This is a genomic window from Barrientosiimonas endolithica, assembly GCF_030296655.1.
Classification (GTDB): Bacteria; Actinomycetota; Actinomycetes; order Actinomycetales; family Dermatophilaceae; genus Barrientosiimonas; species Barrientosiimonas humi.
In genome coordinates, this window is the sequence record NZ_AP027735.1 from 1,622,756 (window position 1) to 1,645,005 (window position 22,250).

Here is a 22,250-nt window from a genome sequence, read left to right on the forward strand (position 1 = left end):
GCCTCGGCCATGGCCGCGCGCTGCGACAGCTGGTACGTCCGCGCCCGCTTCGCGAGCTCGCGCATCGCCGGCTCGCCCCGGCGCAGGTCGGTCAGCAGCGGGGTCGCGATGAAGATCGAGGAGAACGTGCCGACCGCGATGCCGATGAACAGCACGATCGCGAGGTCGAGCAGGGTGCCCGGTCCGATGAGGGTGAACCCGAAGGCCACGACGACCGCGATCGGCAGCAGCGCCACGACCGAGGTGTTGATCGAGCGCACCAGCGTCTGGTTGATGGCGTAGTTGGCCGCTTGGTCGAAGTTGCGCTGCCCGGTGGCCTGCGCCTCGTGGACGTTCTCGCGGACCTTGTCGAACACGACGACCGTGTCGTAGATCGAGTAGCCGAGGATCGTCAGGAAGCCGATCATCGTGGCCGGGCTGACCTCGAAGCCGGTGAGGGCGTAGATGCCGACGGTGAGGAAGACGTCGTGCAGCAGCGCGACGAGCGCGGCCAGCGCCATCTTCCAGGTGCGGAAGTACAGCGCCAGCACCACGCTCAGCAGCGCGAGGAACCAGATGAGCGCCTTGATCGCCTGGCGGGTGACGGTCTCGCCCCACGAGGGGCCGATGAACGTCGAGGTGACGTTGCGCTCGGAGACGCCGAACTCCTCGGCCAGCGCGGCGCGGGTGCTGGCGGTCGCGGCGGGCGAGCCGTCGCCGAGCCGCTCGGTCTGCACCCGGACCTCGTTGTCGCCGATCTGGGTGACGATCACGCTGCTGTCGCTGCCGGTGACCTCGCGCACGACGTCCTTGGCGCGGGTGTCGTAGTTCGCCATCGACGTCACGCCGGGCACGCGCACCTCGGAGCCGCCGCGGAACTCCAGCGAGAAGTTGAGCCCCTTGCCGAAGACGCCGACGGCGGCGACGACCAGCAGGACGACGCTCGCGATGTACCAGACCTTGCGCTTGCCGACGAAGTCGATCTGGCGCTTGCCGGTGTAGAGGTCGTTGCCGAACTGGGCGAAGCTGGCCATCAGACGGTCCCTTCCTGGGCTGCTCGCCGGTCGGCGATGGTCACCCGGCCGCGCCCGGCGTACGTCACGCCGCGGGCCCCGAGCCGGTCGGGGTCGAGCCCGGAGAGCCGGTGACCCTGCCCGAAGAACTTGGTGCGGGCCAGCAGCGTGAGCATCGGGTGGGTGAACAGCATGACGACGATCAGGTCGATCACCGTGCTGAGGCCCAGGGTGAAGGCGAACGCCTTCACGTTGGACTCCGACAGCAGGTAGAGGATCGTCGCGGCCATGAAGTTCACGACGTCGGAGATGATGATGGTGCGCCGCGCACGGCCCCACCCGGTCTCGACGGCGGCGCGCAACGGCCGGCCCGATCTGACCTCGTCGCGCACGCGTTCGAAGTAGACGATGAAGCTGTCGGCGGTGACACCGATGGCGACGATCAGACCCGTGACACCGGCCATGGTGAGCCGGAAGTTCGCGGCGTAGCCGAGCAGCGTCACGGCCAGGTAGGTCAGCAGACCCGCGATCGCCAGCGAGGCGACGGTCACCAGGCCGAGCGCGCGGTACTGGAAGAGCGAGTAGACGACGACCAGCGCCAGACCGATCGCACCGGCGATCAGTCCCTTGGTCAGCTGGTCGCGACCGAGCTGCGGGCTGATCTGGTCGTTGGTGAGCTCCTCGAAGGAGAACGGCAGCGCACCGAACTTCAGCTGGTCGGCCAGCGTCTTGCCGCTCTCGGCGGTGAACTGGCCGGTGATGCGGGCCTCGCCGGTGGTGATCGCCTCGGTGGTGCCGAGCGCCTCCAGCACCTGGCCGTCGACGATGATCGCCGACTGGTTCTGCGGGGTGCCGTTCTGGAAGCCGGCGAGCCGGCGGGTCATGTTGCCGAAGGCGGTCTTGCCCTGCTCGTCGAACGTCAGGTTGATCTGGGTGCCGCCGGTCTGGACGCCCTGCTGGTTGGTCTCCGGGCCGGAGGTCGCGTCGCTGACCATCGACCCGTTGACCTCGGTCGGCCCCATCAGGAACTTGGTGGTCCCCTCCTGGTCGCACATGACGACCGGCTGCTTGGGGTCGGCGACCGCCGCGAGCTGGCGGTGCTCCTGGTTGGAGCAGTCGTACGCCGCGAGCAGCTCGGCGTAGGTCGCGCCGCGCTCGACGACACCGGCGGAGACCCAGGCCTGGGAGACCGGCCGCTGCGCCCACTGGGTGTCGCTCGGGCTGGACGGGCCGGCCGGCCGGCTCGGCGACGGAGAGGGTGCGGGCGTGCTGGGGGCCGGGGTGCTCGCGCGCGGGCTGGCGGGGGTCGTGGCCGGCGCGGACGAGGCGGGCGCGCTGCTCGGCGCGCTCGGGCTCGGCGTGCTGGTCTCGTCGGCCGCGGGGAACGCCTGCGGGTAGGCGCCGTTGGCACCGGTCGCGCTCGGGGTGGGCGACGACGCGGGGGCCGACGGGCGCGGGGTGCTGGTGGCGGGCGCGCTGGTGTTGGGCGCGACCGAGGCACCGCCGGACGTCGGGCTCGCCGACGGGTTCGCGCCGGCCGACGGGCTGGCGCTGGGCGACGGGGCCGCGGGAGCCGGGGTGGGCGGCTGCGGCAGGGTGATCTGCGGCGGCTGGTTGGGCTGGCTCTGGATGACCGCGCGGAACGACAGCTGCGAGGAGCGGGCCAGCGAGCTCAGCATCTCCTCGCTGGGCTCGCCCGGGATGGACACCACGATGTTGCGCTCACCGAGGGTGGTGACCTCGGCCTCGGCGACACCGCTGCCGTCGACGCGCTGGCGGATGATGTTGACGGCCTGCTGCACCTGGGGCGCGGAGATCTCGGCCGACTCCCCCACGACCGGCTCGAGCACGATCTGGCGGCCGCCCTCGAGGTCCAGACCCAGCTTGGGGGTCCACTGACCCTCGGGGTTGCCCCAGACGGTGGAGGCGGCGATGCCGCCGAGGAGCGCCACGACCAGCGCGAGCAGCAGGGCGAGGGTGCCCTTGGGCCGCTGCTGCTTGCGGGTCTGGCGGCGGTTGCGGGTGGGAGAGGTCATCGTCAGCCTTCACGCCCGTCGACGTCGCGGCGCGGGTCGGCAGGACGGTCGGTCGGCTGCCCGGGGGTCTGGTCCGGGTGCTCCTGGGGCGCCTGGCCGGGGGTCTGGTCGACCTGCCCGGGCGCCTGCTCGGCCTCCCGGTCCGCCGGCCGGTCGGCCGTCGCCTGGACCACGCTCGAGGGGACCACGGCACGCCGGTCGAACCGCAGACGTACGCCCGGGGCGGCCTCGATCTCGGCGGTGTCGTCGTCGAGGCCGACGAGCGTGCCGAGCAGGCCCGAGGTGGTCGCGACGTCCTGGCCGACCCGCAGCTCGGCCTGCGCCTGCTGGAACTGCTTGGCGCGGCGCCGCTGCGACCAGATCAGGAAGCCGAAGAGCAGCAGGGGCAGGAGCAGCAGCAGGACGCCACCGAAGGCGTTGCTGTTCTGCTCGCTGGCGGTGGCCAGTGACGGCATACGAGTCATTCCTCTGGTTTCGGTGGACGACCACGGCAAGGCCGCTGAGGTGGACCGGGGCCGCGGTGCCCGGAACCAACGGCAGAGTCTAGGTGAGCGACCCCGGTGCCCCAACCCGGGGCGACCGGGACGCCTCCCGCCCTCAGGGTGAGAAGCGTCCTTCCTGCTCGAACGGAAGCGGAGCCGTGGTGGTTCCGGCGGAGTCGGGCGGGGTCAGGCCGAGGTGCTGCCAGGCCAGCGGGGCCGCGGCCCGGCCGCGCGGGGTGCGGATCAGGTAGCCCTCGCGCACGAGGTAGGGCTCGCTCACCGTCTCGACGGTGTCGGGCTCCTCGCCCACCGCGACCGCCAGCGTGGACAGGCCCACCGGTCCCCCGCCGAAGCGTTGGCACAGGGCCTCGAGCACGGCCCGGTCGAGGCGGTCCAGGCCGCGGTCGTCGACGTCGAACAGCTCGAGGGCGGCGCGGGCCGACGGCAGGTCGACGACGGCCGAGCCGTGCACCTGGGCGTAGTCGCGCACGCGGCGCAGCAGCCGGTTGGCGATGCGGGGGTGCCCCGGGAGCGGCCCGCCACCTCGCGGATGCCCTCGGGGGTCGCCTCGACCCCGAGCAGCCCGGCGCTGCGGGTGAGGATGGCCGAGAGGTCGTCGGCGGAGTAGTAGTCGAGGTGGCCGGTGAACCCGAACCGGTCGCGCAGCGGGGCCGGCAGCAGCCCCGCGCGGGTCGTGGCTCCCACCACCGTGAACGGCGGCAGCTCCAGCGGGATCGCGGTGGCGCCCGGACCCTTGCCGACGATCACGTCGACGCGGAAGTCCTCCATCGCGAGGTAGAGCATCTCCTCGGCGGGCCGGGCCATCCGGTGGATCTCGTCGAGGAAGAGCACCTCGCCCTCGGCGAGCGAGGACAGGATCGCCGCGAGGTCGCCGGCGTGCTGGATCGCCGGGCCGCTGGTGATCCGGATCGGCTGCTCCAGCTCGGCGGCGACGATCATCGCCAGCGACGTCTTGCCGAGGCCGGGTGGACCGGACAGCAGGATGTGGTCGGGCGGCGCCCCGCGGCGGCGCGCGGCCTCGAGCACGAGCGCGAGCTGGTCGCTGACCCGCGGCTGACCGGGGAACTCGGCGAGCCGCCGCGGACGCAGCGCCGCCTCGATGCGCCGCTCCTCGGCGTCGCCGCCCGGGTCGACGATCCGGGCCGAGGCGTCGTAGGAGTCGTCGGCGTACGGGTCGTGACCGTGGGAGTCGTCGGAGTGCGGGCCGGGGCCGTGCACGCTCATCGGCCGAGCTCCCGCAGGGCCAGGCGCAGCAGCTGCGAGACGTCGGTGCTGGCGGGTTCGGCCGCGGTGACCCGCTCGACGGCGTCGTCGGCCTGCTTGGCGCTCCACCCGAGCCCGACCAGTGCCTCGCTGACCTGCTGCAGGTGCTGGTCGGCCGGGGCTGCGGGCGCGGTGGACGAGCCGCCCGTGCCGGCGGCGACGCCGACCTTGTCGCGCAGCTCGAGCACGATCCGCTCGGCGCTCTTCTTGCCGATGCCGGGGATCTTGGTGAGCGCCACGAGGTCGCCGTCGCCGATCGCCGCGCGCAGCGCGTCGGGGTCGTGGACCGACAGCATGGCCAGCGCCAGCCGCGGCCCCACGCCGGAGACGGTCTGCACCTGCTCGAACAGGTCGCGCTCGGAGGAGTCGCTGAAGCCGTAGAGGGTGAGCGACTCCTCACGCACCACCAGCGAGGTGGCGAGCGTGGCCTCCTGGCCAGGTCGGTTCGCCGCTGCCACGGCGGGCGTGGTGTGGACGAGCATGCCGACGCCGCCGACCTCGACGACCAGGTGGTCGAGCCCGGTGGTGAGCGTGGTGCCGCGCAACGAGGCGATCATCGGCGCACTCCCGCCCGCGCCTGCTGGGCCGCCACGGCCTGGGCGATGCGGTCGTGGGCGCCGCCGCGCCACACGTGACAGATCGCGAGGGCCAGCGCGTCGGCGGCGTCGGCCGGGCGCGGGGCGACCTGCAGGCGCAGGATGCGGGTGACCATCGAGGTGACCTGGGCCTTGTCGGCGCGACCGTTGCCGGTGACGGCCGCCTTGACCTCGGACGGGGTGTGCAGCGCGAGCGGCAGCCCGCGGCGGGCGGCCGCGAGCATCGGGACGGCGGAGGCCTGCGCGGTGCCCATGATCCCCTTGATGTTGGCCTTGGCGAAGACCCGCTCGACGGCCACGGCGTCGGGCTCGTGCGCGTGCATCCAGTCGTCGATCTCGGTCTGCAGGCTGAGCAGCCGCTCGGCCGGGTCGTCGCCCGGCGGCGTGCGCACGACCCCCACCGCGACCATCCGCAGCGGTTGTCCGATGCCCCCTCGACGACCCCGAGACCGCAGCGGGTCAGTCCGGGGTCGACTCCGAGCACTCGCACCAGGCTGCTCCGTTCGATCGCGCGGCCGCGCCGACGTACGCCCTGCCGACCCGGGCCGAACAGGTGTTCGGCGGCTCCGACCCTAACCGCGCTCACCCGCGCGGCCGGGGAGGCTGCCGGGCGAGTCGGTCAGTCCTCGGCGCCGAGCTGCACGAGGACGTCGTCGGGGACGTCGCCGTTGGCGAAGACGTTCTGCACGTCGTCGCTGTCCTCGAGCGCCTCGATGATCCGGAACATCTTCTTGGCGCCGTCCTTGTCGAGCGGGACCTCGACGTTGGGCAGCCACGACGCCTCGGCGGAGTCGTAGTCCAGGCCCGCGCCCTGCAGCGACTCGCGCACCGCGACGACGTCGCCGGCCTCGGAGACGACCTCGAAGGACTCGCCGAGGTCGTTGACCTCCTCGGCGCCGGCGTCGAGGACCACCTCGAGCAGGTCGTCCTCGGTGGTCTCGCCCTTGCCGTCCTGCTGCTTGGGCACGATGACGACGCCCTTGCGGTTGAAGATGTAGGCGACCGAGCCGGACTCGGCCATGCTGCCGCCGTTCTTGTTCAGCGCGGTGCGCACCTCGGCGACGGCCCGGTTCTTGTTGTCGGTCAGCACCTCGATGAGCAGCGCCACGCCGCCCGGGGCGTAGCCCTCGTAGGTCAGCGCCTGGTAGTCGGCGCCGCCGGCCTCGGCACCCGAGCCGCGCTTCACCGCGCGGTCGATGTTGTCGTTGGGGACCGAGGACTTCTTGGCCTTCTGGATCGCGTCGAAGAGCGTGGGGTTGCCGGTGGGGTCGCCACCGCCCTGCCGCGCCGCCACCTCGATGTTCTTGATGAGCTTGGCGAACAGCTTGCCGCGCTTGGCGTCGATCGCAGCCTTCTTGTGCTTGGTCGTCGCCCACTTGGAGTGACCGCTCATGTCTCCCTCGTACCCGTCCGTCGTGCCGATCTCGCTCGCCGGTCCTGGCCCGCGAGCCTGGTCGATCCTACCCAGCGAGCGAATCGACGAACGCGGCGTGCACCCGGTGGTCGCCGGTCACCTCGGGATGGAAGGACGTCGCGAGGAGGTGACCCTGGCGTACGGCCACGACCCGGCCCGCGGCCGGGCCGGACGGAACGGTCGCCAGCACCTCGACCTCGGGGCCGCTCGCCTCGACCCACGGCGCGCGGATGAACACGGCGTGCACCGGGCCGCCCGCCACGCCCGTGAGCTCGAGGTCGGTCTCGAACGAGTCGACCTGCCGGCCGAAGGCGTTGCGCCGTACGGTCACGTCGAGACCGCCGACGGTCTCCTGGTCGGGCTGACCGTCGAGCACCTGCTCGGCGAGCAGGATCATGCCCGCGCACGAGCCGTACGCCGGCAGCCCGTCCGCGATTCGCTCGCGGAGCGGGGCGAGCAGGTCGAACGTCCGCAGCAGCCGGATCATCGTGGTCGACTCCCCGCCGGGCAGCACCAGCCCGTCGACCCGTTCCAGCTCCTCCGGCCGGCGCACGGGCACGGCCTCCGCCCCGCTCTCGCGCAGGGCGACCAGGTGCTCGCGCACGTCGCCCTGGACGGCCAGGACTCCCACGGTCTTGCTCACGACGGCGAGCGTAGGTCGCGCGGCCCGCGCGGGGTCGGACGGTCTCGAACCTGACCCCTCGGGGTGACGCAGGACAGGCCTTCGCATCACTAGGTTGAAACCTGCACTACGACCAGTGCACCGTCACCTGCATCACGGAGGCTTTGCCTTGGCGTTCCTCGACAAGCAGTCATCGGTGGCCGGGAGCGGCTACAGCCGTTGGCTGATCCCGCCCGCCGCGTTGGCCGTCCACATGTCCATCGGGCAGGTCTACGCCTTCTCGGTGTTCAAGACCTCGCTCGTCGAGCGGTTCGGCTCCTCGCAGACCGCCGTGGCGTGGGTGTTCTCCATCGCCATCGTCTTCCTCGGGCTCGCGGCGGCGTTCGGCGGCCGCTGGGTCGAGCGCAACGGGCCGCGGCGGGCGATGCTCGTGTCGGCGGTCTTCTGGTCGGTCGGGTTCCTCGTGGGCGCGCTCGGCATCGCGACCGGCCAGCTGTGGCTGCTCTACCTCGGGTACGGCGTGCTGGGCGGCATCGGGCTCGGCATCGGCTACATCTCCCCCGTCTCCACGCTGATCAAGTGGTTCCCCGACCGGCCCGGCCTCGCCACCGGCATGGCGATCATGGGCTTCGGCGGCGGCGCCCTGGTGGCCGCTCCCCTGTCGAACCAGCTGCTGCGCTGGTTCGACAGCGACTTCGACCCCAACGCGCGCGGCGCGGTCGCCTCGACCGAGGCGCTCACCAGCACCTTCGTCACGCTGGGCCTGATCTACGCGGTCTTCATGATGATCGGCGTCGCCCTGATCCGGCTCCCTCCGGGATACGGCGGCCACGACGACGAGGTCGCCCACCAGCCGGGTTACGGCGGGGCGCTCGTGCGGGCCACCGAGGCCATGCGCACCCGGCAGTTCTGGTTCCTGTGGGTCGTGCTGTTCTGCAACGTGACGGCCGGCATCGGCATCCTCGAGCAGGCCGCGCCGATGATCCAGGACTTCTTCCGCGAGAACGGCGCGTCGACCGTATCCGCAGCAGTGGCAGCCGGATTCGTCGGAATGCTCAGCGTGGCGAACATGCTCGGCCGGTTCGCGTGGTCGACGACGTCGGACATCATCGGCCGGCGACGGACGTACATGATGTATCTGGGCGTCGGGGCCGTGATGTACGCCCTGCTCGCCACGATCGGCAACTCCGCCACCGGCATCTTCGTGGTGCTGGCGCTGGTGATCATCTCGTTCTACGGCGGCGGGTTCGCCACCGTGCCGGCCTACCTGAAGGACCTGTTCGGCACGCTCGAGGTCGGGGCGATCCACGGCCGGCTGCTCACCGCGTGGTCCGCGGCCGGTGTCGTCGGCCCGCTGATCGTCAACGGGTTCCTCGACGCCGCAGGGCATCCCGGCAACCTGGTGGCGTCGGACTACCGCCCGGCGCTGCTCACGATGGTGGCGATCCTGGTGGTCGGCTTCGTCGCGAACCTGTTGATCCGGCCGGTCGACGAGAAGCACTTCGACCCGCTGGCGCACGCTGCGCGTGACGCCGAGCCCGTGACCGATGGAGGTGTGCGATGAACGACCGCGGAAACGACGAGCTCGAGGTCCCGGGCGGGTCCGACAGCAGCACGGCCCTGGTGGTGGCCGCGTGGGTGGTCGTCGCCATCCCGCTGCTGTACGGCGTGTGGCAGGCGATCCTGAAGGCGCTGCAGCTGTTCGGTGGCTGAGCGCTGAGCGCTGAGCGGTCGGGCCGACAGGTCGGGGCCTGGCCCTAGGCTCGGCCGGGTGACCGCTCCCGCACCGGTGGCCGTCCGACCGCGCCGCGACGACGACCTGCCTCGGCTGGTCGAGGTCCTCGCCGCGCAGCAGCTGACGTCGCGCTACCCGCTGCGCTGGCCGCTTCCGTTCCCGCCGGAGCACTTCGTGCGGCGCGCGACCGAGCGCTCCGCGTGGGTGGCCGAGGTCGACGGCACCGTGGTGGGTCACGTGTCGTTGACACAGGTCCTTCCCGACGACCCGTTCGCCGAGCAGTGGTCCCGTGGCGCGCGCCGACCGGTCGCCGAGCTGCTTTGCGTGTCAGTGCTTTTCGTGGCTCACGACGTCGTCGGGAGCGGTGTCGGCGGGCGGTTGCTGGACGTGGCGGTGAGCGCCGCGCGAGGCGAGGGCGCCGCGCCGGTCCTCGATGTCGTACAGCGGCACTCGCGGGCGGCCGCCGTCTATCGGCACCGCGGCTGGGTCGAGGTCGGCACCGGCCGGCCGGACTGGCTGGGCGACGAAGAGCCCGACGTGCTGCTGATGGTGCTTCCGGACGGCGTGGCCGGCGACGACGCGCCGGCGAACGATCGATCCGCCTGGCTGACCACCACGCACCGCTGGAGCATCGACGTCGACGGCGAGCATCTGGCGCAGGTGCGCGAGCGGCTGAGCCGCCCTGGGGTCGCCGACGGGCGACGCCACCTGATCCTCGAGGTGCTCGCGTACGCCGACGACGAGGCTGCCCGGCTGGGGCGCGTCGGGACGGCCGTGGTGACGACCCATCCCGACGGGACGGTCACGATCAGCGACGACGGCCGGGGCACCGACACCCGCCGTGACGGGCAGGGCCGCGTCGTGCGCAAACCTGTGATGGCGACGCCGGACGTCCGCTTCCAGGACGAGGCCGCCGCTCCCCTGCTCCCCGACGGGCTCCCGCGGCGCGGCATGTCGAGCGTTGCTGCGCTCAGCAGCGTGCTCGTGCACGAGAACCGTCGCGCGGACGGGTCGTGGTCACAGACCTATCGGCACGGCCTCCCCGACCGCGAGCTCGCCCCGGTCGCGGGTGGCGGGCGGCCCGGGACGAGCGTGTCGTTCCGGGCCGACCTGGACGGACCGGTCGACCTGACCCCCGAGGACCTGCACGCCTTCCGCTGGCTGCGGGTCGAGCTGGGCACCTGACACGACGCACAGTGCTCAGCGATCGGCGGCGTTGATTCGGTGGTTCGTGATGCAGAAGCCGTCACGCAGCATCTTGTACGCGCTCTGGACCTGCTCCTCTTCCAGCAACCATGGGCCGTACTCGGCCGCCGCCTGCTGCTGGTCGATCTGCTGCATGTTTCCTGCGAGCCCGTGAAGAATCCCCATGCGCAGATCCTGCCTGCGCATGGGGATTCCAGGGGGCCGTTTCGTCGAACCGGCCTGCCGGCTGACTACTTCGAGGTAAACGTCACGTCTGCGCGCTCGAAGTTGTCCTTGTTGAGCACGGTCACACCGAACATCACATGCTTGACGTCCTGGGTTATCCCTCGGCTGGTCACAGTCGCACCAGCACCTTCAGGCTGCGCCGCTCGTCCATGTCCCGGTAGCCACCGGGCACTCCGGCGAGGTCGGTCTCGACGTCGAACACCTTCCCGGGCTCGATCGTCCCGTCGAGGATGTCGGGCAGCAGCTCCTCGATGTACGCCCGCACCGGCGCAGGCCCGCCGGCCAGCCGGACGTTGTGCCGGAACAGGCTGCCGAACCCGATCGGCGCCTCCTCGTACTGCGGGACTCCGACCCGGCTGATCACCCCGCCCGGGCGGACGACGCCGAAGGCCTGCTCGTAGGCCGGCAGGTGCCCGACCGCCTCGAGCACCGCGTGCGTCCCCTGGCCGCCGGTCAGCTCGCGCACCCGGGCGACGCCCTCCTCGCCGCGCTCGGCGACGACGTCGGTCGCGCCGAGCTCGCGCCCGAGGTCGGTGCGCGCCGGGTGCCGCCCCATCAGGATGATCTGCTCGGCGCCGAGCCGCTTCGCCGACAGGACCGCGAGCAGTCCCACCGCGCCGTCGCCGATCACGGTCACCCGGTGGCCGGGTCGGACGCCGGCCATCTTCGCGGCGTGGTACCCCGTCCCGAGCACGTCGGCCAGGGTCAGCAGCGACGGGACCAGCGCCGAGTCGGCGGCCACCGGCAGCTTCACGAGCGTGCCGTCGGCGAGCGGCACGCGCACGGCCTCGGCCTGCCCGCCCTCGTCGTCGATGCCGTCCCAGAAGCTCGCCTCGTGGTGGGCGCAGGAGGCGTGCAGCCCCTCGCGGCAGAACGCGCAGGTGTTGTCCGAGATCGCGAACGGCGCGACGACCAGGTCGCCCGGTCGCAGCGTCACCACCTCGGGGCCGACGTCCTCGACGACGCCGATGAGCTCGTGCCCCATCCGCGCCGGGCCGCTCCCGGGCGCCATCGAGCGATAGGGGTGCAGGTCGGACCCGCAGACGCAGGACGCGGTGATCCGCACCAGAGCATCCGTGGGGTTCTTGATCCGCGAGTCGGGGACGTCCTCGATCCGGACGTCGCCGGCGGAGTGCATGAGGGTTGCGCGCATCGTTGAATCTCTTTCTGTGACAGCGTGATTGGTGTACGTCTGGCGCAGGTCAGCGCGACCCGACCGGGGAGCCCGCGGCCCGGCCCGATCGGCGAGCTAGGAGAGCGAGCACGCCGACCGGGATCAGCGTGAGCGCGACGAATGCGGCGCCGACCAGGGTGGGTCCGGTCAGCCCGAGCGGGGTCGCGATGACCGTCCCGGCAACCGCGGTGCCGATCGCGGTCCCGACGTTGAAGGCCGCGACGCTGAGCGCCGAACCGAGGGTCGCCGCGCGTCCCGCGAACCCGACGGCGAGGTGGATGAGCACGCTGTTGGCGCTGAGCCCGAACAGACCGAGCACCACCAGCAGGGCGACCGTGGCTCCGGTCGAGCCGGTGAGCAGCGCCATCGCGAGCAGGACGAGCGTGGTCACCGCGGGCGTCACGACCGTCACCAGGTGCGGGTGCGCGTCGCCGAGACGGCCGCCGACGATCGTGCCGACGAACGACCCGACGCCGAACCCGGTGAGGACGAGCGGCACGAGCGACGCGGACAGGCCCGCCCGCTCGACGAGCACCGGAGCGACGAAGGAGTAGGCCGCAAGGACCCCGCCCGTGGTCGTCACGCACGCGGCGAGCACGAGCCACAGCCGCCCGGAGCGCAGGTCGACGAGCTCGGACAGCATCGTCGCCGACGGCGCGTGCGGCTCGTCGCGTGGGACGAGCCGCTCGACGAGGACCACGGCCAGCGCGGCCGCAGCCGCCAGCGCCCAGAAGGTGCCTCGCCATCCGACCTGCTGAGCGACGTACGCCCCCAGGGGCACTCCGAGGACGGTCGCCAGCGAACCGCCCGCAGCGACGATCCCCACGGCGCGCGAGCCGAGCGCGGGTCCGGCGGCGCGGGAGGCCACGACGGCCGCGACCGCCCAGAAGGCGCCGGTGGCGAGGGCGGTGACGAACCGCGCCACGAGCAGGGCGGAGAGGCTCGAGCCCAGCGCGACGAAGACGTGCCCTGCGACGAAGACCACCAGCGCCAGGAGCAGCGTGAGCTTCTGCGAGATGCGCATCGTGGCCAGGGTCATCACCGGAGCCCCGATGATCATGCCGACCGCGAAGACGGTGATGAGCGAGCCGGCCTGGCCCCACGAGATGCCGAGGTCGCCGGCGATCTCGGGGAGGATCCCCGCGACGACGAACTCGGTGGTGAGCATGAGGAACGTGCCGAGCGCGAGCACGTGCACGACGAGCGGGAGGCGCCGGTCGGGCGTGGCCGCGTCGGGGATGCGCGGGCCGCCTGCCGGGGCCAGGGTGGATGTGTCTGACATGGAAGAACTACCTCAGCGGGTGCGGACGTGGATCGGTCGTGATCCATCGGACCGCCGTTCCCGCGGGTGGGGAAGGTCGCGGTTATAGGGGCAGAATCTCGACCCCTCTCCGGGCGGCGGGTGCGCGTAGCGTCGTCGGTCATGGACAACCGCGCCGACATCCGCGACTTCCTCGCCACCCGGCGGGCGAGGCTCACCCCCGACCAGGTCGGCCTGCCCACGAGCGCCCGGCGCAGGGTGCCCGGGCTGCGCCGCGAGGAGGTCGCCGTGCTCGCCGGCGTGAGCACCGAGTGGTACACCCGGCTGGAGAAGGGGCACATCGCCGAGGTGTCGGCCGAGGTGCTCGACGCGGTGGCGGCGGCGCTACGCCTCGACGACGACGAGCGCACCTACCTGCACGACATGGCCCGCGCCGCCAAGCCCGCGCACCGCCGGGCGGACCGCCGGCGCCGCGACGCCACGGTCGCCCCGCAGGTGCAGTGGATGCTCGACTCGGTGACGATGTCGGCCGCGTTCGTGCGCAACGGCCACCTCGACGTCCTCGGGTCGAACGCGCTGGGGCGGGCCCTGCACGCGCCGATGTTCGCCAGCCCGACGACGACGGCGGCGGGCGTTCCGAACTTCGCGAGATACCACTTCCTCGACGAGTCCTCGAAGGGCTTCTTCGTCGACTGGGCCGACGGCGCGGCCGCCACCGTGGCGCTGCTGCGCGCCGAGGCCGGCCGCGAGCCGTACGACAAGGGGCTGCGTGAGCTGATCGGCGAGCTGTCCACGGCCAGCGAGGAGTTCGCCTCCTTCTGGGCCGCGCACGACATCCGGATCCGGCACGAGGGGATCAAGCGGTTGCGGCACCCGGCCGTCGGCGAGATCGAGCTCACCTATCAGTCCGTGACGCTTCCCACCGGGCAGCGCGCCTGGCACGACCTGTCGTTCTACACCGCCGAGCCGGGGTCGGCGCACGAGCAGCAGCTGCAGCTCCTGGCGAGCTGGGCGGCGCCGACCGGTCCGGAGACGAGCCCGCGCACCGTGGGCTGACGTCCGGTCGGACCCCTCAGGCTGCGGCCGGGGTCACCAGCCGCGGTCGGCCAGCCGGGTGAACTCCGTGGCGTGCTCGGTGCCGCCCGACTTCGACCACGGGACGTTGATGCCGACCATCGCGTCGCCGAGGCCGCGCGACACCTTGGCGATCACGTCGGGGTCGTCGAAGAAGGTGGTCGCCTTGACGATCGCCGCGGCGCGCTCGGCGGGGTTGCCGGACTTGAAGATGCCGGAGCCCACGAACACGCCCTCGGCGCCGAGCTGCATCATCATCGCGGCGTCGGCGGGGGTCGCGATGCCGCCGGCGGTGAACAGCACGACCGGCAGCTTGCCCTGCTCGGCCACCTCGCGGACGAGGTCGTGCGGCGCCTGCAGCTCCTTCGCGGCGACGTACAGCTCGTCGGGGGCCATGCTGCGCAGCCGGTTGATCTCGGCCCGGAGCGTGCGCATGTGCGTGGTCGCGTTGGACACGTCACCGGTGCCGGCCTCGCCCTTGGAGCGGATCATCGCCGCGCCCTCGGTGATGCGGCGCAGCGCCTCGCCCAGGTTGGTGGCACCGCACACGAACGGCACGGTGAACTCCCACTTGTCGATGTGGTGGGCGTAGTCGGCCGGGGTCAGCACCTCGGACTCGTCGATGTAGTCGACACCGAGGCTCTGCAGCACCTGCGCCTCGACGAAGTGGCCGATGCGCGCCTTGGCCATCACCGGGATCGAGACCGCCTCGACGATGCCTTCGATCATGTCGGGGTCGCTCATCCGCGAGACGCCGCCCTCGGCGCGGATGTCGGCCGGCACGCGCTCGAGCGCCATGACCGCGACGGCGCCGGAGTCCTCGGCGATCTTGGCCTGCTCGGCAGTGACGACGTCCATGATGACGCCGCCCTTGAGCATCTCGGCCATGCCGCGCTTGACCCGGGCGGTGCCGGTCTCGCGGGTGCTGTCGGGCGCGGTCGTGCTGGGCAGCGTGGCAGTCATGCGGCCAGCGTACGACCACGTCGAGGCAGCAAAAGGCCACCCTGGCCCTCGTGGCACCTAGCGGCCACGGCCGGTTGGGGCAGCGGCTACAGCGCGGCCGGCAGCGAGTCGTCGAAGTCGATCGACTGCGGCAGCGCCGTGCGTCCGGCGAGGCGGAACCAGCGCACCAGCCGCTTGGCCCGCACCCGGCGTACGTCCCGCACGGCGTCGTTGTAGAACCGCCGCGACAGCTGCACCCGCTTGCCCGCGCTGGCGATGAGCGCGACGCCCTCGGCGCCCGCTCCCCGCGCTCGCGCAGGTCGGCGACCACCTCCGGCGTGAGCACCTCGGCCAGCGCCTCGGTGAGCGCGTTCTCGGCGGCCTCCCGGTCGGGGCGGATGCCCTGCTCGCGCACCTCGCTGGTGACCTCTTCGTGGTCGGCCATCTCCAGCGAGGCCGTCGCGGCCGCGCCCAGGAACAGGGACGACACCTGGTCCAGCCCACCGGACCGGGCCAGCTCCAGGCTCGCCTCGGCGCGCCGCACCAGCTGGGCGTCCAGCGCCGACACGGTGCCCTCGACCCGCCCGTGCAACCGGTCGAGCCGGGCCGCCGTGTAGGTCAGCCGCCACGCGATCAACGACACCAGGGTCACGACCAGCGCGACCCACGCGACGATCTCCATCAGCCGCTCCCCCAGCGCCGCAGGGTCCGGCCCGAGGCCGGCGGGGCGTAGCCGGCGATGGCCGTCTCGTAGACCGCGAGGATCTCGTGCGTCACGACCGACCAGTCGAACTGCCGCGCCCGCGCGAGCCCGTCGGCGCGCAGCCGTGCGCGCCGGGGCTCGTCGCGCAGGAGCGAGATCGCTTCTGCCGTAAGGCTTTCGGGGTCCTCGTTGCGGAAGTGCGCACCGACGCGGCCGTCGTCGAGCACCCGCCGGAAGGCTCCCAGGTCGCTCGCCAGCACCGGGGCGCCCGCGCTCATCGCCTCGATGAGGATGATCCCGAAGCTCTCGCCGCCGGTGTTGGGCGCGCAGTAGACGTCGGCCGACGCGAGCAGGCGTGGCTTGTCGGCGTCGCTCACCGCGCCGAGCATCTCGCAGGCCGCCACGACCTCGCGCGGCTGGCCCGCCAGCGCCTCCTTGGCGTCGCCGGGACCGGCGACCAGCAGGCGCAGCCCGGGGATCTCGCGCAGCATGCGGGGCATCGCCCGCAGCAGCACCGGCAGCCCCTTGCGCGGCTCGTTGATGCGACCGAGGAAGGCGATCGTCGGCCGCTCGGGCGTCCCCTGCCACTCCGGACGCGGCGTCGCTCCGGCGAACCGGTCGACGAACACGCCGTTGGGGATGATCACGGCGTCGCCGCCCAGGTGCGTGGTCACGGTGCGGCGGGCGTCCTCGGAGACGGCGATGCGCGCGCTGAGCTTCTCCAGGCTCGGCTGCAGGAAGCCGCCGAGGGTGACCAGCAGGCGCGATCGCAGCTGGGAGGTGTGGAACGTGGCGACCACCGGACCCTCGACGGCGAACATCGCGAGCATGGACACGCTGGTGGTGATCGGCTCGTGCACGTGGATGACGTCGAATCCGCCGCGCTCGATCCAGCGGCTGACCCGGGCGGCGGTGACCGGCCCGAACGTCAGGCGGGAGACCGACCCGTTGTACGGCACGGGCACCGCCTTGCCCGCCGACGTCACGAAGTCCGGCACGGGCGTGCCGTCGTCGGCCGGCGCGAGCACGCTCACCTCGTGCCCGAGGCCGATCAGGCTCTCGGCGAGGTCCTGCACGTGCAGGTTGACCCCGCCGGGCACGTCGAAGGAGTACGGGCTGACGATCCCGATCCTCATCCGGGCCTCCGCCGCGGGAGGTCGTCGGTGAAGACCCGCTGCATCACGTGCCAGTCCTCGGTGTGCTCGCGGATGATCACCGACAGGTCGTCGACGCACCGCTGGGTCAGCGCCGCGATCTGGGCGTCCCGGGCGAGCCCCTCGGGCGGGTCGTACGGCCCGCCGAAGGTGCCGACGACGTCGTACCTGCCGTCCGGGCGTCGTTCGTAGTGCACCCCGAGGCTGAACAGCGGCGCCCCGGAGGCCACGGCCAGGGCGGCCGGTCCGGCGGCGGCGCTGGCGGCGTGGCCGCAGAGGGTGACCGGGATCCCGCTGGTCGTGAGGTCGCGGTCGGCGAGCAGCGGGATGAGGGCGCCGTCGCGGGCGGCGCGCAGCAGCTGGCCGAACGCGCTCTGCCCACCGGTGAGCGGCAGGATCGTCATGCCGAGCGCCTCGCGGAAGGACAGGAACTCCTCGAACAGCTCCTCGGGCTCGAGCCGCTCGGCGACGGTCGTCACGGGGGCCAGCTGGGTGGTGGCCCAGGCGCCGAGCATGTCCCAGTTGCCGAGGTGCCCGAGGAACAGCACCCCGGGCCGCCGGAGTCGAGCTGGGCCCGCAGCGCCTCGATGCCGGGCAGGCGCACCCGGTCGACGAGCTCGTCGATCGTCATGTCGGGCAACCGGAAGGCCTCGCACCAGTACCTCATGTACGACCGCAGCCCGGCGAGCACCAGCGCGTCCAGCTCCGCGGGCCCCAGCTCGGGGCGGACCCGTGCGTAGTTGGCCCGCAACCGGTCCACGCCCTTGCCGCCGCGCCGGTGCATGACGCGGGCGATCCCGTCGAAGGCGGCGTACGCAGCCCGCTCGGGCATCCGGCGTACGGCCGCCCAGCCCAGGCGATAGGCAGCCAGCGTCGCCTGGTCGGCGAAGCGGCTCATGACTCCGGGGTGGCGGCCGGGCCGAGCGCCTGCCGGCGGACGGTCAGGATGCGCTGCAGCACGGTGACGAGGCTGGCGACGGCGAGCAGCGCGAGCACGACGGTCAGCACGACCTCGGGCAGCCCCAGGCCCACCAGCCCGGTGGTGACGAGCACGGCGACCAGCCGGTCGGCGCGCTCGGCGATGCCGACGTTGGCGGTCATGCCGAGGCCCTCGGCGCGCGCCTTGGCGTAGCTCACGACGCTGCCGAGGATGAGACAGGCCAGGGCCAGGGCGGCCATCAGCGTGTTGGCGCCGTCGCCGGCGTAGTACATGACCAGCGCGCCGAAGATCGCGGCGTCGCCGACCCGGTCGAGGGTGGAGTCGAGATAGGCACCCCACTTGCTGGAGCGCCCCGACATGCGCGCCATGACCCCGTCGATCGTGTCGGAGAAGACGAAGAGCGTGATGATCAGCGTCCCGAGGAAGAACTCGCCGCGGGGGTAGAAGGCCAGCGCCCCGAGGCTCACGCCGAGGGTGCCGACCAGGGTGACGACGTCCGGACTGATGCCGAGACGCAGGAAGAGCCGGGCCAGCGGGGTGAACAGCTTGGTGAACAGCGCCCGCGCGAATCGGTTCAGCATGGTGCGCTCAGCGTACTGACCGCGCGGCTCAGGACGGCCACGCCTCGACCAGGGCCTGTCGCGTGTCTTCCAGCAGCACCGGCAGGGCCTTGGTCTGGCCGACGATCGGGAGGAAGTTGGAGTCGCCTCCCCAGCGCGGCACGACGTGCTGGTGCAGGTGCGCGGCCACCCCGGCTCCGGCGATCTCCCCTGGTTCATCCCGAGGTTGAACCCCATCGGCGCCGACGCGCGCTGGAGCGCGCGCACGGTCGCCTTGGTGAGCGCGGTGAACTCCAGCGTCTCCTCGTCGGTGAGCCCGACGTACGCCGGTTCGTGGCGGTAGGGACAGATCAGCGCATGCCCGGGGTTGTAGGGGAACAGGTTGAGCACGACGTAGCAGGTCTCGCCGCGGTGGACGATGAGGCCCTCGGCGTCGGACTTGTGCGGCGCGGCGCAGAACGGGCAGCCCTCCCCCGGCTCGTCGGCCGGCTTCTCGCCCTGGATGTACGCCATCCGGTGCGGGGTCCACAGCCGCTGGAAGCCGTCCGGCACCCGCGCGAAGTCGGTCTCGGGCTCGGTGGCGTCGGTCACGGGCACGATCCTAGGCGGAGCCGGAATCGAGTCCGGACCCGCGATGTTGTCGCGATGGACGCCTGTCCCCAACGAGAGGAACACCGATGCCCCTTCACGGAGAGCTCGCCGAGGAGAAGACCCCCTGGGTCGCCGAGCAGCTGGCCGCCATCGACGCCGCCGGGACCACCGAGGTCGCCGACGTGCAGGGCATGAGCGTGGCCGTGTTCACCATCCGCGGCCGCAAGTCGGGCAAGCTGCGCCGCGTGCCGCTGATGCGGGTCGAGCACGACGGGGCGTACGCCCTCGTCGCCTCCAAGGGCGGCGCGCCCGAGCACCCGACCTGGTACCTCAACGTGACGGCTCACCCTGAGGTCGAGGTGCAGGACGGCACGCAGCGGTTCGACGGGGTCGTGCGTGAGCTCAGCGGCGACGAGCGCGAGCAGTGGTGGGAGCGCGCGGTCGCGGCCTACCCGCCCTACGCGGAGTACCAGACGAAGACCGACCGGCAGATCCCCGTGCTGGTGGTGGAGCGCACCGCCTGAGCGAGGCGACACCGCCGGTCACTGCCGCTGCGGTCGCGCGCGCCCGGCTCGACCGCGGCTAGATTCGCGCGCATGGCGATCGGTCGCGGGCACATCCTGGTCAAGGCGATGCTCGTGATCCTCGACGACACCGGCACCCGGCACGCGGTCTCGCTCATGCCACCCACGGTCGAGAACCCTCGTGGGTATCACCGATTCGTGGGCGGCTCGGTGAATCTCGGAGAGACAACCGAGGCGGCGGTGCGGCGCGAGGTCCGCGAAGAGCTGGCGGCCGAGGTAGAGCTCCTGCACTACCTCGGTGCCGTCGAGAGCATCTTCCGGATCCACGGAGAGCTCGGCCACGAGGTCGCCTTCGTCTACGCCGGCCGAATCGACCCGCCAGTCCCGCGTGAGGGCGGCGAGCTGGTCGAGAACGACGGCGAGCGGCTGCCCGTGATGTGGCGGGATCTCCGGCGCGACGCCGGGGATCGCGACGCCGGGGATCCCGCCGAGCGGGGCGCTGGCGACGGTGGCGAGGCCGACGGACTCCCTGGTGAAGTGCGAACCGTGCTTCCGCTCTATCCGGAAGCCGTCCTGCCGCTGCTGCGCGGCGCCGCCCGGGCGCACGGTCAGAAGGGTGGCGGGTCGTGGTCGGGGTAGGTGATGAGGGTGTGGCCGGCGAGGTTGGTCCAGGTGATGGTGCCGTGGGGGTCGATGGTGACGGTCCAGGCGCCGGAGTGTTTGGCGAGGTGGTGGCTGCGGCACAGGCAGGCGAGGTTGGTGGGGGTGGTGGTGCCGGGGTGCGCGCGGCGGTAGGCGGTGATGTGGTCGGCGTCGGTGTATCTGGCGGGTCGGGTGCAGCCGGGGAAGCGGCAGGTGCGGTCGCGCAGGTTCACGAAGCGGCGGATCTTGGTGCTGGGGCGGTAGGCGTGGGTCGTGTGTTCGCGCAGGGTGCCGGTGGTCTCGGTCAGCAGGGCTCTGCCGGCGGTGTGGCCGACGGCGTCGAGCAGGCCGGGGACCAGATCGGCAGGGATGACGCCGACGCCGTCGATGGTGATGTCTCCGGGGTGGCCCGGCGCCCAGGGGTGGTCCGGGGCGCCGCCGGTGTCGCACGGGGCGGGGCGGCCGGGGCGTAGCAGGTGGTTAAGCAGGCTCAGGTTGTCGATGGTGCCGGTGACGGCTTCGAGCCAGGGGTCGGGCCGCACCCGCCGCCCGGGCGGCACCCACGGCGGCAGGGCGTCGCTGCTGTCCAGCGCGCCGGACCCGTCGGCCTCGCTCGACCCGTTGCCTACGTGGGCTGCACCGGTCGCGACCGTGGCAGCCTGGGCATCGCGGGCAGCCTGGAGCAGGGGTCCGAGGTCGGCGGGTGTGCCGTCGGGCCCCGCGGGCCAGTCCGGCGGGATCTCGATCACGAGGGGTTCGTCCTCGGGCGCCACGATGTCGTCCTCGTGCGGCGCCTCGAGGTCGTGATCGGGCGGCCGAGTCTCGAGGTCGCAACAAGTCGGCCGAGCCACGAAGGGTTCGGGGTGCCCCGCCCTGTCCTCGTCCTGATCGCGACATTCGGGGTCAGGGTGGTCCGGGGGCGGAGGGTGGTGCTCGAGCCAGGTGGTGAAGCTGTCGGGGTCGATGATGACTTCTTGCGTGGGTCGCAGCGCCAGGCTCATGCCGGTGTCTTGCATGGCCGGGCCGAGGTCTTCCCAGGCGCGTAGCGCGGCGTGGTCCTCGGGGGCGCGGACCGGGATCAGGAAGGTGCAGTCGGCCTGCACCTGGGCGTTGGCCAGCAGCAGGTCGCTCAGGGCCTGGGTGCGGCACTGCGCCAGGGTCGGCGCCTGCCGCTGCGCCGTGTCGCGGGCCTGATGGGCGGCCTGGTCGACCACCCCGACCGGCTGCTCCTCGCGGGGCTGCGCCTCACCCGGCCGCTCGTCGCGGGGCTGCGCCTGGCCCGGCTGCTCCCGGTCGACGCGTTCCGTGCCGGCCTGTTCCGGCACGGAACGGGCGAGCTGGCGCTCTTCCTCGAGGGTGCTGTCGGCGGGCTGCTGCTGGTGCTGGGTGCGGTAGGCCCAGGCGAGCTTTTCGATCGCGGTCTTGATCTGCGCGGCTTGTTCGGTGCGCAGGGTGGCTTTGAGGTCGGTGGTGCCGCGGACCTTGCCGGGGGCGAACCAGACGCCTTCGGCCTGCCGGATCCGCCGTTCCCGAGACCGGGCGGTGACACCGGCGTCGATCTCGGCGACCGCAGCGGCGGCGCGTTTGCGGGTGGTGGTCGCGGTCCAGGACCCGATCCCGCCGCGGGCACCGGTCAGCATCGCGTGCTCCAGCTGGGCCCCGGCCCAGGCCTGGTCGGGCTCGGCCACATCGATCAGCGCATCGGTGACCGCGGCCACGCGGGCCCGGTCGATGGTGCCGTCGGCGAGCTCGTCGACCAGGACCGGTGTCAGACACACCGCATCCACGGCCTCGCGCATCCGTCGTGCCGCGGTGCGCGGCCCCCACTGCAGCAGCGCAGCGACGTCGCTGACCGCGCGGTCTGTCAGGTCACCCAGCCGCCCCCGAGCGGCCCGGTGCCCCGCCGCGGGGCGCCCGTCGCCCAGCGGCAGCATCGCGCCCAGCCGGCCCTGCTCTTGGAGCGCCTCGACATCCGCGCCCGCCGCGACGTCACCGCCGGGGTCCGTGCTGCCGGTGATGACGCCACCGTCGGTGTGCGGGTCGTAGTGGGTGATGGTCCCGGCGTGCTGGGCCAGGCGGTGGGTCTGGATCGC

General features: G+C 72.5%; 22 protein-coding genes and 4 pseudogenes. 7 read left to right on the plus strand and 19 right to left on the minus strand.

Features of this window, described 5'->3' with window-relative positions; genetic code table 11:
- Positions 1 to 140: 140 nt before the first annotated feature.
- The 8 genes and pseudogenes from secF to pdxT form a co-directional block, all read right to left on the minus strand.
- Positions 141 to 1,013, minus strand: a pseudogene (gene secF / locus QUE40_RS08235) (protein translocase subunit SecF); the annotation flags it as partial.
- Positions 1,013 to 3,028, minus strand: coding sequence for a protein translocase subunit SecD (gene secD, locus QUE40_RS08240; RefSeq protein WP_289232844.1), 2,016 nt, complete (start codon positions 3,026 to 3,028; stop codon positions 1,013 to 1,015). The gene secD and the pseudogene secF, both read right to left, overlap by 1 nt.
- 2 nt (positions 3,029 to 3,030) lie before the next feature.
- Complete coding sequence (gene yajC / locus QUE40_RS08245; RefSeq protein ID WP_289232845.1) at positions 3,031 to 3,483, minus strand: preprotein translocase subunit YajC; 453 nt, start codon at positions 3,481 to 3,483, stop codon at positions 3,031 to 3,033.
- A gap of 142 nt (positions 3,484 to 3,625) precedes the next feature.
- Positions 3,626 to 4,755 (minus strand): annotated as a pseudogene (gene ruvB, locus QUE40_RS08250) (Holliday junction branch migration DNA helicase RuvB).
- On the minus strand, positions 4,752 to 5,351 hold the full coding sequence (gene ruvA, locus QUE40_RS08255) for a Holliday junction branch migration protein RuvA (protein WP_289232846.1): 600 nt from the start codon (positions 5,349 to 5,351) through the stop codon (positions 4,752 to 4,754). The pseudogene ruvB and the gene ruvA overlap by 4 nt, the downstream one beginning before the upstream one ends.
- Positions 5,348 to 5,880, minus strand: a pseudogene (gene ruvC, locus QUE40_RS08260) (crossover junction endodeoxyribonuclease RuvC). The gene ruvA and the pseudogene ruvC overlap by 4 nt, the downstream one beginning before the upstream one ends.
- 129 nt (positions 5,881 to 6,009) lie before the next feature.
- The gene (locus QUE40_RS08265; protein WP_142005237.1) at positions 6,010 to 6,783 is read right to left on the minus strand and encodes a YebC/PmpR family DNA-binding transcriptional regulator; all 774 of its coding nucleotides are present in this window, start codon (positions 6,781 to 6,783) and stop codon (positions 6,010 to 6,012) included.
- Positions 6,784 to 6,850: 67 nt separating this feature from the next.
- Positions 6,851 to 7,447 (minus strand): pyridoxal 5'-phosphate synthase glutaminase subunit PdxT, encoded by a 597-nt coding sequence (pdxT, locus tag QUE40_RS08270; protein ID WP_289232847.1) that lies wholly within the window; start codon positions 7,445 to 7,447, stop codon positions 6,851 to 6,853.
- 148 nt (positions 7,448 to 7,595) lie between these two features.
- Here pdxT and QUE40_RS08275 point away from each other — a divergent pair, with 148 nt between their 5' ends.
- From QUE40_RS08275 to QUE40_RS08285, 3 genes are read left to right on the plus strand one after another with little or no spacing between them, the layout of a single operon-like run.
- Positions 7,596 to 8,990: an OFA family MFS transporter gene (locus QUE40_RS08275; RefSeq protein ID WP_289232848.1), complete on the plus strand. Its 1,395-nt coding sequence runs from the start codon at positions 7,596 to 7,598 to the stop codon at positions 8,988 to 8,990.
- Complete coding sequence (locus QUE40_RS08280; protein WP_289232849.1) at positions 8,987 to 9,139, plus strand: MFS transporter small subunit; 153 nt, start codon at positions 8,987 to 8,989, stop codon at positions 9,137 to 9,139. Before QUE40_RS08275 ends, QUE40_RS08280 begins: the two co-directional genes overlap by 4 nt.
- 58 nt (positions 9,140 to 9,197) lie before the next feature.
- On the plus strand, positions 9,198 to 10,346 hold the full coding sequence (locus QUE40_RS08285) for a GNAT family N-acetyltransferase (protein ID WP_289232850.1): 1,149 nt from the start codon (positions 9,198 to 9,200) through the stop codon (positions 10,344 to 10,346).
- A 15-nt stretch (positions 10,347 to 10,361) separates the two neighbouring features.
- Here QUE40_RS08285 and QUE40_RS08290 read toward each other — a convergent pair whose 3' ends face one another.
- From QUE40_RS08290 to QUE40_RS08300, 3 genes are all read right to left on the minus strand, one after another.
- Complete coding sequence (locus tag QUE40_RS08290; RefSeq protein ID WP_289232851.1) at positions 10,362 to 10,532, minus strand: PH domain-containing protein; 171 nt, start codon at positions 10,530 to 10,532, stop codon at positions 10,362 to 10,364.
- Between the two features lie 169 nt (positions 10,533 to 10,701).
- Positions 10,702 to 11,745 (minus strand): zinc-dependent alcohol dehydrogenase family protein, encoded by a 1,044-nt coding sequence (locus tag QUE40_RS08295; protein ID WP_289232852.1) that lies wholly within the window; start codon positions 11,743 to 11,745, stop codon positions 10,702 to 10,704.
- Between the two features lie 49 nt (positions 11,746 to 11,794).
- On the minus strand, positions 11,795 to 13,048 hold the full coding sequence (locus tag QUE40_RS08300) for an MFS transporter (protein ID WP_289232853.1): 1,254 nt from the start codon (positions 13,046 to 13,048) through the stop codon (positions 11,795 to 11,797).
- A 141-nt stretch (positions 13,049 to 13,189) separates the two neighbouring features.
- Here QUE40_RS08300 and QUE40_RS08305 point away from each other — a divergent pair, with 141 nt between their 5' ends.
- Complete coding sequence (locus tag QUE40_RS08305) at positions 13,190 to 14,083, plus strand: helix-turn-helix domain-containing protein (RefSeq protein WP_289232854.1); 894 nt, start codon at positions 13,190 to 13,192, stop codon at positions 14,081 to 14,083.
- A 33-nt stretch (positions 14,084 to 14,116) separates the two neighbouring features.
- Here the strand turns inward: QUE40_RS08305 and pdxS are convergent, their stop codons facing one another.
- Together pdxS and QUE40_RS19110 are read right to left on the minus strand one after the other, a co-directional pair.
- Positions 14,117 to 15,064, minus strand: a complete 948-nt coding sequence (gene pdxS, locus QUE40_RS08310) for a pyridoxal 5'-phosphate synthase lyase subunit PdxS (protein ID WP_289232855.1) — start codon at positions 15,062 to 15,064, stop codon at positions 14,117 to 14,119.
- 86 nt (positions 15,065 to 15,150) lie between these two features.
- The gene (locus QUE40_RS19110) at positions 15,151 to 15,300 is read right to left on the minus strand and encodes a hypothetical protein (RefSeq protein WP_350227112.1); all 150 of its coding nucleotides are present in this window, start codon (positions 15,298 to 15,300) and stop codon (positions 15,151 to 15,153) included.
- 81 nt (positions 15,301 to 15,381) lie between these two features.
- Here QUE40_RS19110 and QUE40_RS19115 point away from each other — a divergent pair, with 81 nt between their 5' ends.
- On the plus strand, positions 15,382 to 15,660 hold the full coding sequence (locus QUE40_RS19115; RefSeq protein ID WP_350227113.1) for a hypothetical protein: 279 nt from the start codon (positions 15,382 to 15,384) through the stop codon (positions 15,658 to 15,660).
- Positions 15,661 to 15,724: 64 nt separating this feature from the next.
- On the opposite strand, the gene QUE40_RS08320 is transcribed toward QUE40_RS19115, so the two are convergent.
- From QUE40_RS08320 to QUE40_RS08340, 5 genes and pseudogenes are all read right to left on the minus strand, one after another.
- Entirely contained in the window at positions 15,725 to 16,882 is a 1,158-nt protein-coding gene (locus QUE40_RS08320; RefSeq protein WP_289232856.1) for a glycosyltransferase family 4 protein, read from the minus strand.
- On the minus strand, positions 16,879 to 17,448 hold the full coding sequence (locus QUE40_RS08325; RefSeq protein WP_289232857.1) for a phosphatidylinositol mannoside acyltransferase: 570 nt from the start codon (positions 17,446 to 17,448) through the stop codon (positions 16,879 to 16,881). Before QUE40_RS08325 ends, QUE40_RS08320 begins: the two co-directional genes overlap by 4 nt.
- Entirely contained in the window at positions 17,376 to 17,798 is a 423-nt protein-coding gene (locus QUE40_RS08330; protein ID WP_289232858.1) for an LpxL/LpxP family acyltransferase, read from the minus strand. The genes QUE40_RS08325 and QUE40_RS08330 overlap by 73 nt, the downstream gene beginning before the upstream one ends.
- On the minus strand, positions 17,795 to 18,421 hold the full coding sequence (pgsA, locus tag QUE40_RS08335; RefSeq protein ID WP_142005245.1) for a phosphatidylinositol phosphate synthase: 627 nt from the start codon (positions 18,419 to 18,421) through the stop codon (positions 17,795 to 17,797). Before pgsA ends, QUE40_RS08330 begins: the two co-directional genes overlap by 4 nt.
- 28 nt (positions 18,422 to 18,449) lie before the next feature.
- Positions 18,450 to 18,991, minus strand: a pseudogene (locus QUE40_RS08340) (HIT family protein).
- Between the two features lie 86 nt (positions 18,992 to 19,077).
- Here QUE40_RS08340 and QUE40_RS08345 point away from each other — a divergent pair.
- Together QUE40_RS08345 and QUE40_RS08350 are read left to right on the plus strand one after the other, a co-directional pair.
- Complete coding sequence (locus QUE40_RS08345) at positions 19,078 to 19,515, plus strand: nitroreductase family deazaflavin-dependent oxidoreductase (RefSeq protein WP_142005246.1); 438 nt, start codon at positions 19,078 to 19,080, stop codon at positions 19,513 to 19,515.
- A 72-nt stretch (positions 19,516 to 19,587) separates the two neighbouring features.
- Entirely contained in the window at positions 19,588 to 20,154 is a 567-nt protein-coding gene (locus tag QUE40_RS08350; RefSeq protein WP_289232859.1) for an NUDIX domain-containing protein, read from the plus strand.
- On the opposite strand, the gene QUE40_RS08355 is transcribed toward QUE40_RS08350, so the two are convergent.
- The gene (locus QUE40_RS08355) at positions 20,124 to 22,091 is read right to left on the minus strand and encodes an HNH endonuclease signature motif containing protein (protein WP_289232860.1); all 1,968 of its coding nucleotides are present in this window, start codon (positions 22,089 to 22,091) and stop codon (positions 20,124 to 20,126) included. The genes QUE40_RS08350 and QUE40_RS08355 overlap by 31 nt on opposite strands.
- Positions 22,092 to 22,250: the final 159 nt, after the last annotated feature.

Excerpts from the sequence above, each read along its gene's own strand:
- secD (WP_289232844.1), bottom strand. The coding sequence starts at position 3,028 with ATGACCTCTCCCACCCGCAACCGCCGCCAGACCCGCAAGCAGCAGCGG.
- yajC (WP_289232845.1), bottom strand. The coding sequence starts at position 3,483 with ATGCCGTCACTGGCCACCGCCAGCGAGCAGAACAGCAACGCCTTCGGT.
- ruvA (WP_289232846.1), bottom strand. The coding sequence starts at position 5,351 with ATGATCGCCTCGTTGCGCGGCACCACGCTCACCACCGGGCTCGACCAC.
- QUE40_RS08265 (WP_142005237.1), bottom strand. The coding sequence starts at position 6,783 with ATGAGCGGTCACTCCAAGTGGGCGACGACCAAGCACAAGAAGGCTGCG.
- QUE40_RS08280 (WP_289232849.1), top strand. The coding sequence starts at position 8,987 with ATGAACGACCGCGGAAACGACGAGCTCGAGGTCCCGGGCGGGTCCGAC.
- QUE40_RS08290 (WP_289232851.1), bottom strand. The coding sequence starts at position 10,532 with ATGGGGATTCTTCACGGGCTCGCAGGAAACATGCAGCAGATCGACCAG.
- QUE40_RS08295 (WP_289232852.1), bottom strand. The coding sequence starts at position 11,745 with ATGCGCGCAACCCTCATGCACTCCGCCGGCGACGTCCGGATCGAGGAC.
- QUE40_RS08300 (WP_289232853.1), bottom strand. The coding sequence starts at position 13,048 with ATGTCAGACACATCCACCCTGGCCCCGGCAGGCGGCCCGCGCATCCCC.
- QUE40_RS08305 (WP_289232854.1), top strand. The coding sequence starts at position 13,190 with ATGGACAACCGCGCCGACATCCGCGACTTCCTCGCCACCCGGCGGGCG.
- pdxS (WP_289232855.1), bottom strand. The coding sequence starts at position 15,064 with ATGACTGCCACGCTGCCCAGCACGACCGCGCCCGACAGCACCCGCGAG.
- QUE40_RS08320 (WP_289232856.1), bottom strand. The coding sequence starts at position 16,882 with ATGAGGATCGGGATCGTCAGCCCGTACTCCTTCGACGTGCCCGGCGGG.
- QUE40_RS08330 (WP_289232858.1), bottom strand. The coding sequence starts at position 17,798 with ATGAGCCGCTTCGCCGACCAGGCGACGCTGGCTGCCTATCGCCTGGGC.
- pgsA (WP_142005245.1), bottom strand. The coding sequence starts at position 18,421 with ATGCTGAACCGATTCGCGCGGGCGCTGTTCACCAAGCTGTTCACCCCG.
- QUE40_RS08345 (WP_142005246.1), top strand. The coding sequence starts at position 19,078 with ATGCCCCTTCACGGAGAGCTCGCCGAGGAGAAGACCCCCTGGGTCGCC.
- QUE40_RS08350 (WP_289232859.1), top strand. The coding sequence starts at position 19,588 with ATGGCGATCGGTCGCGGGCACATCCTGGTCAAGGCGATGCTCGTGATC.
- QUE40_RS08355 (WP_289232860.1), bottom strand. The coding sequence starts at position 22,091 with ATGCTGCCGCTGGGCGACGGGCGCCCCGCGGCGGGGCACCGGGCCGCT.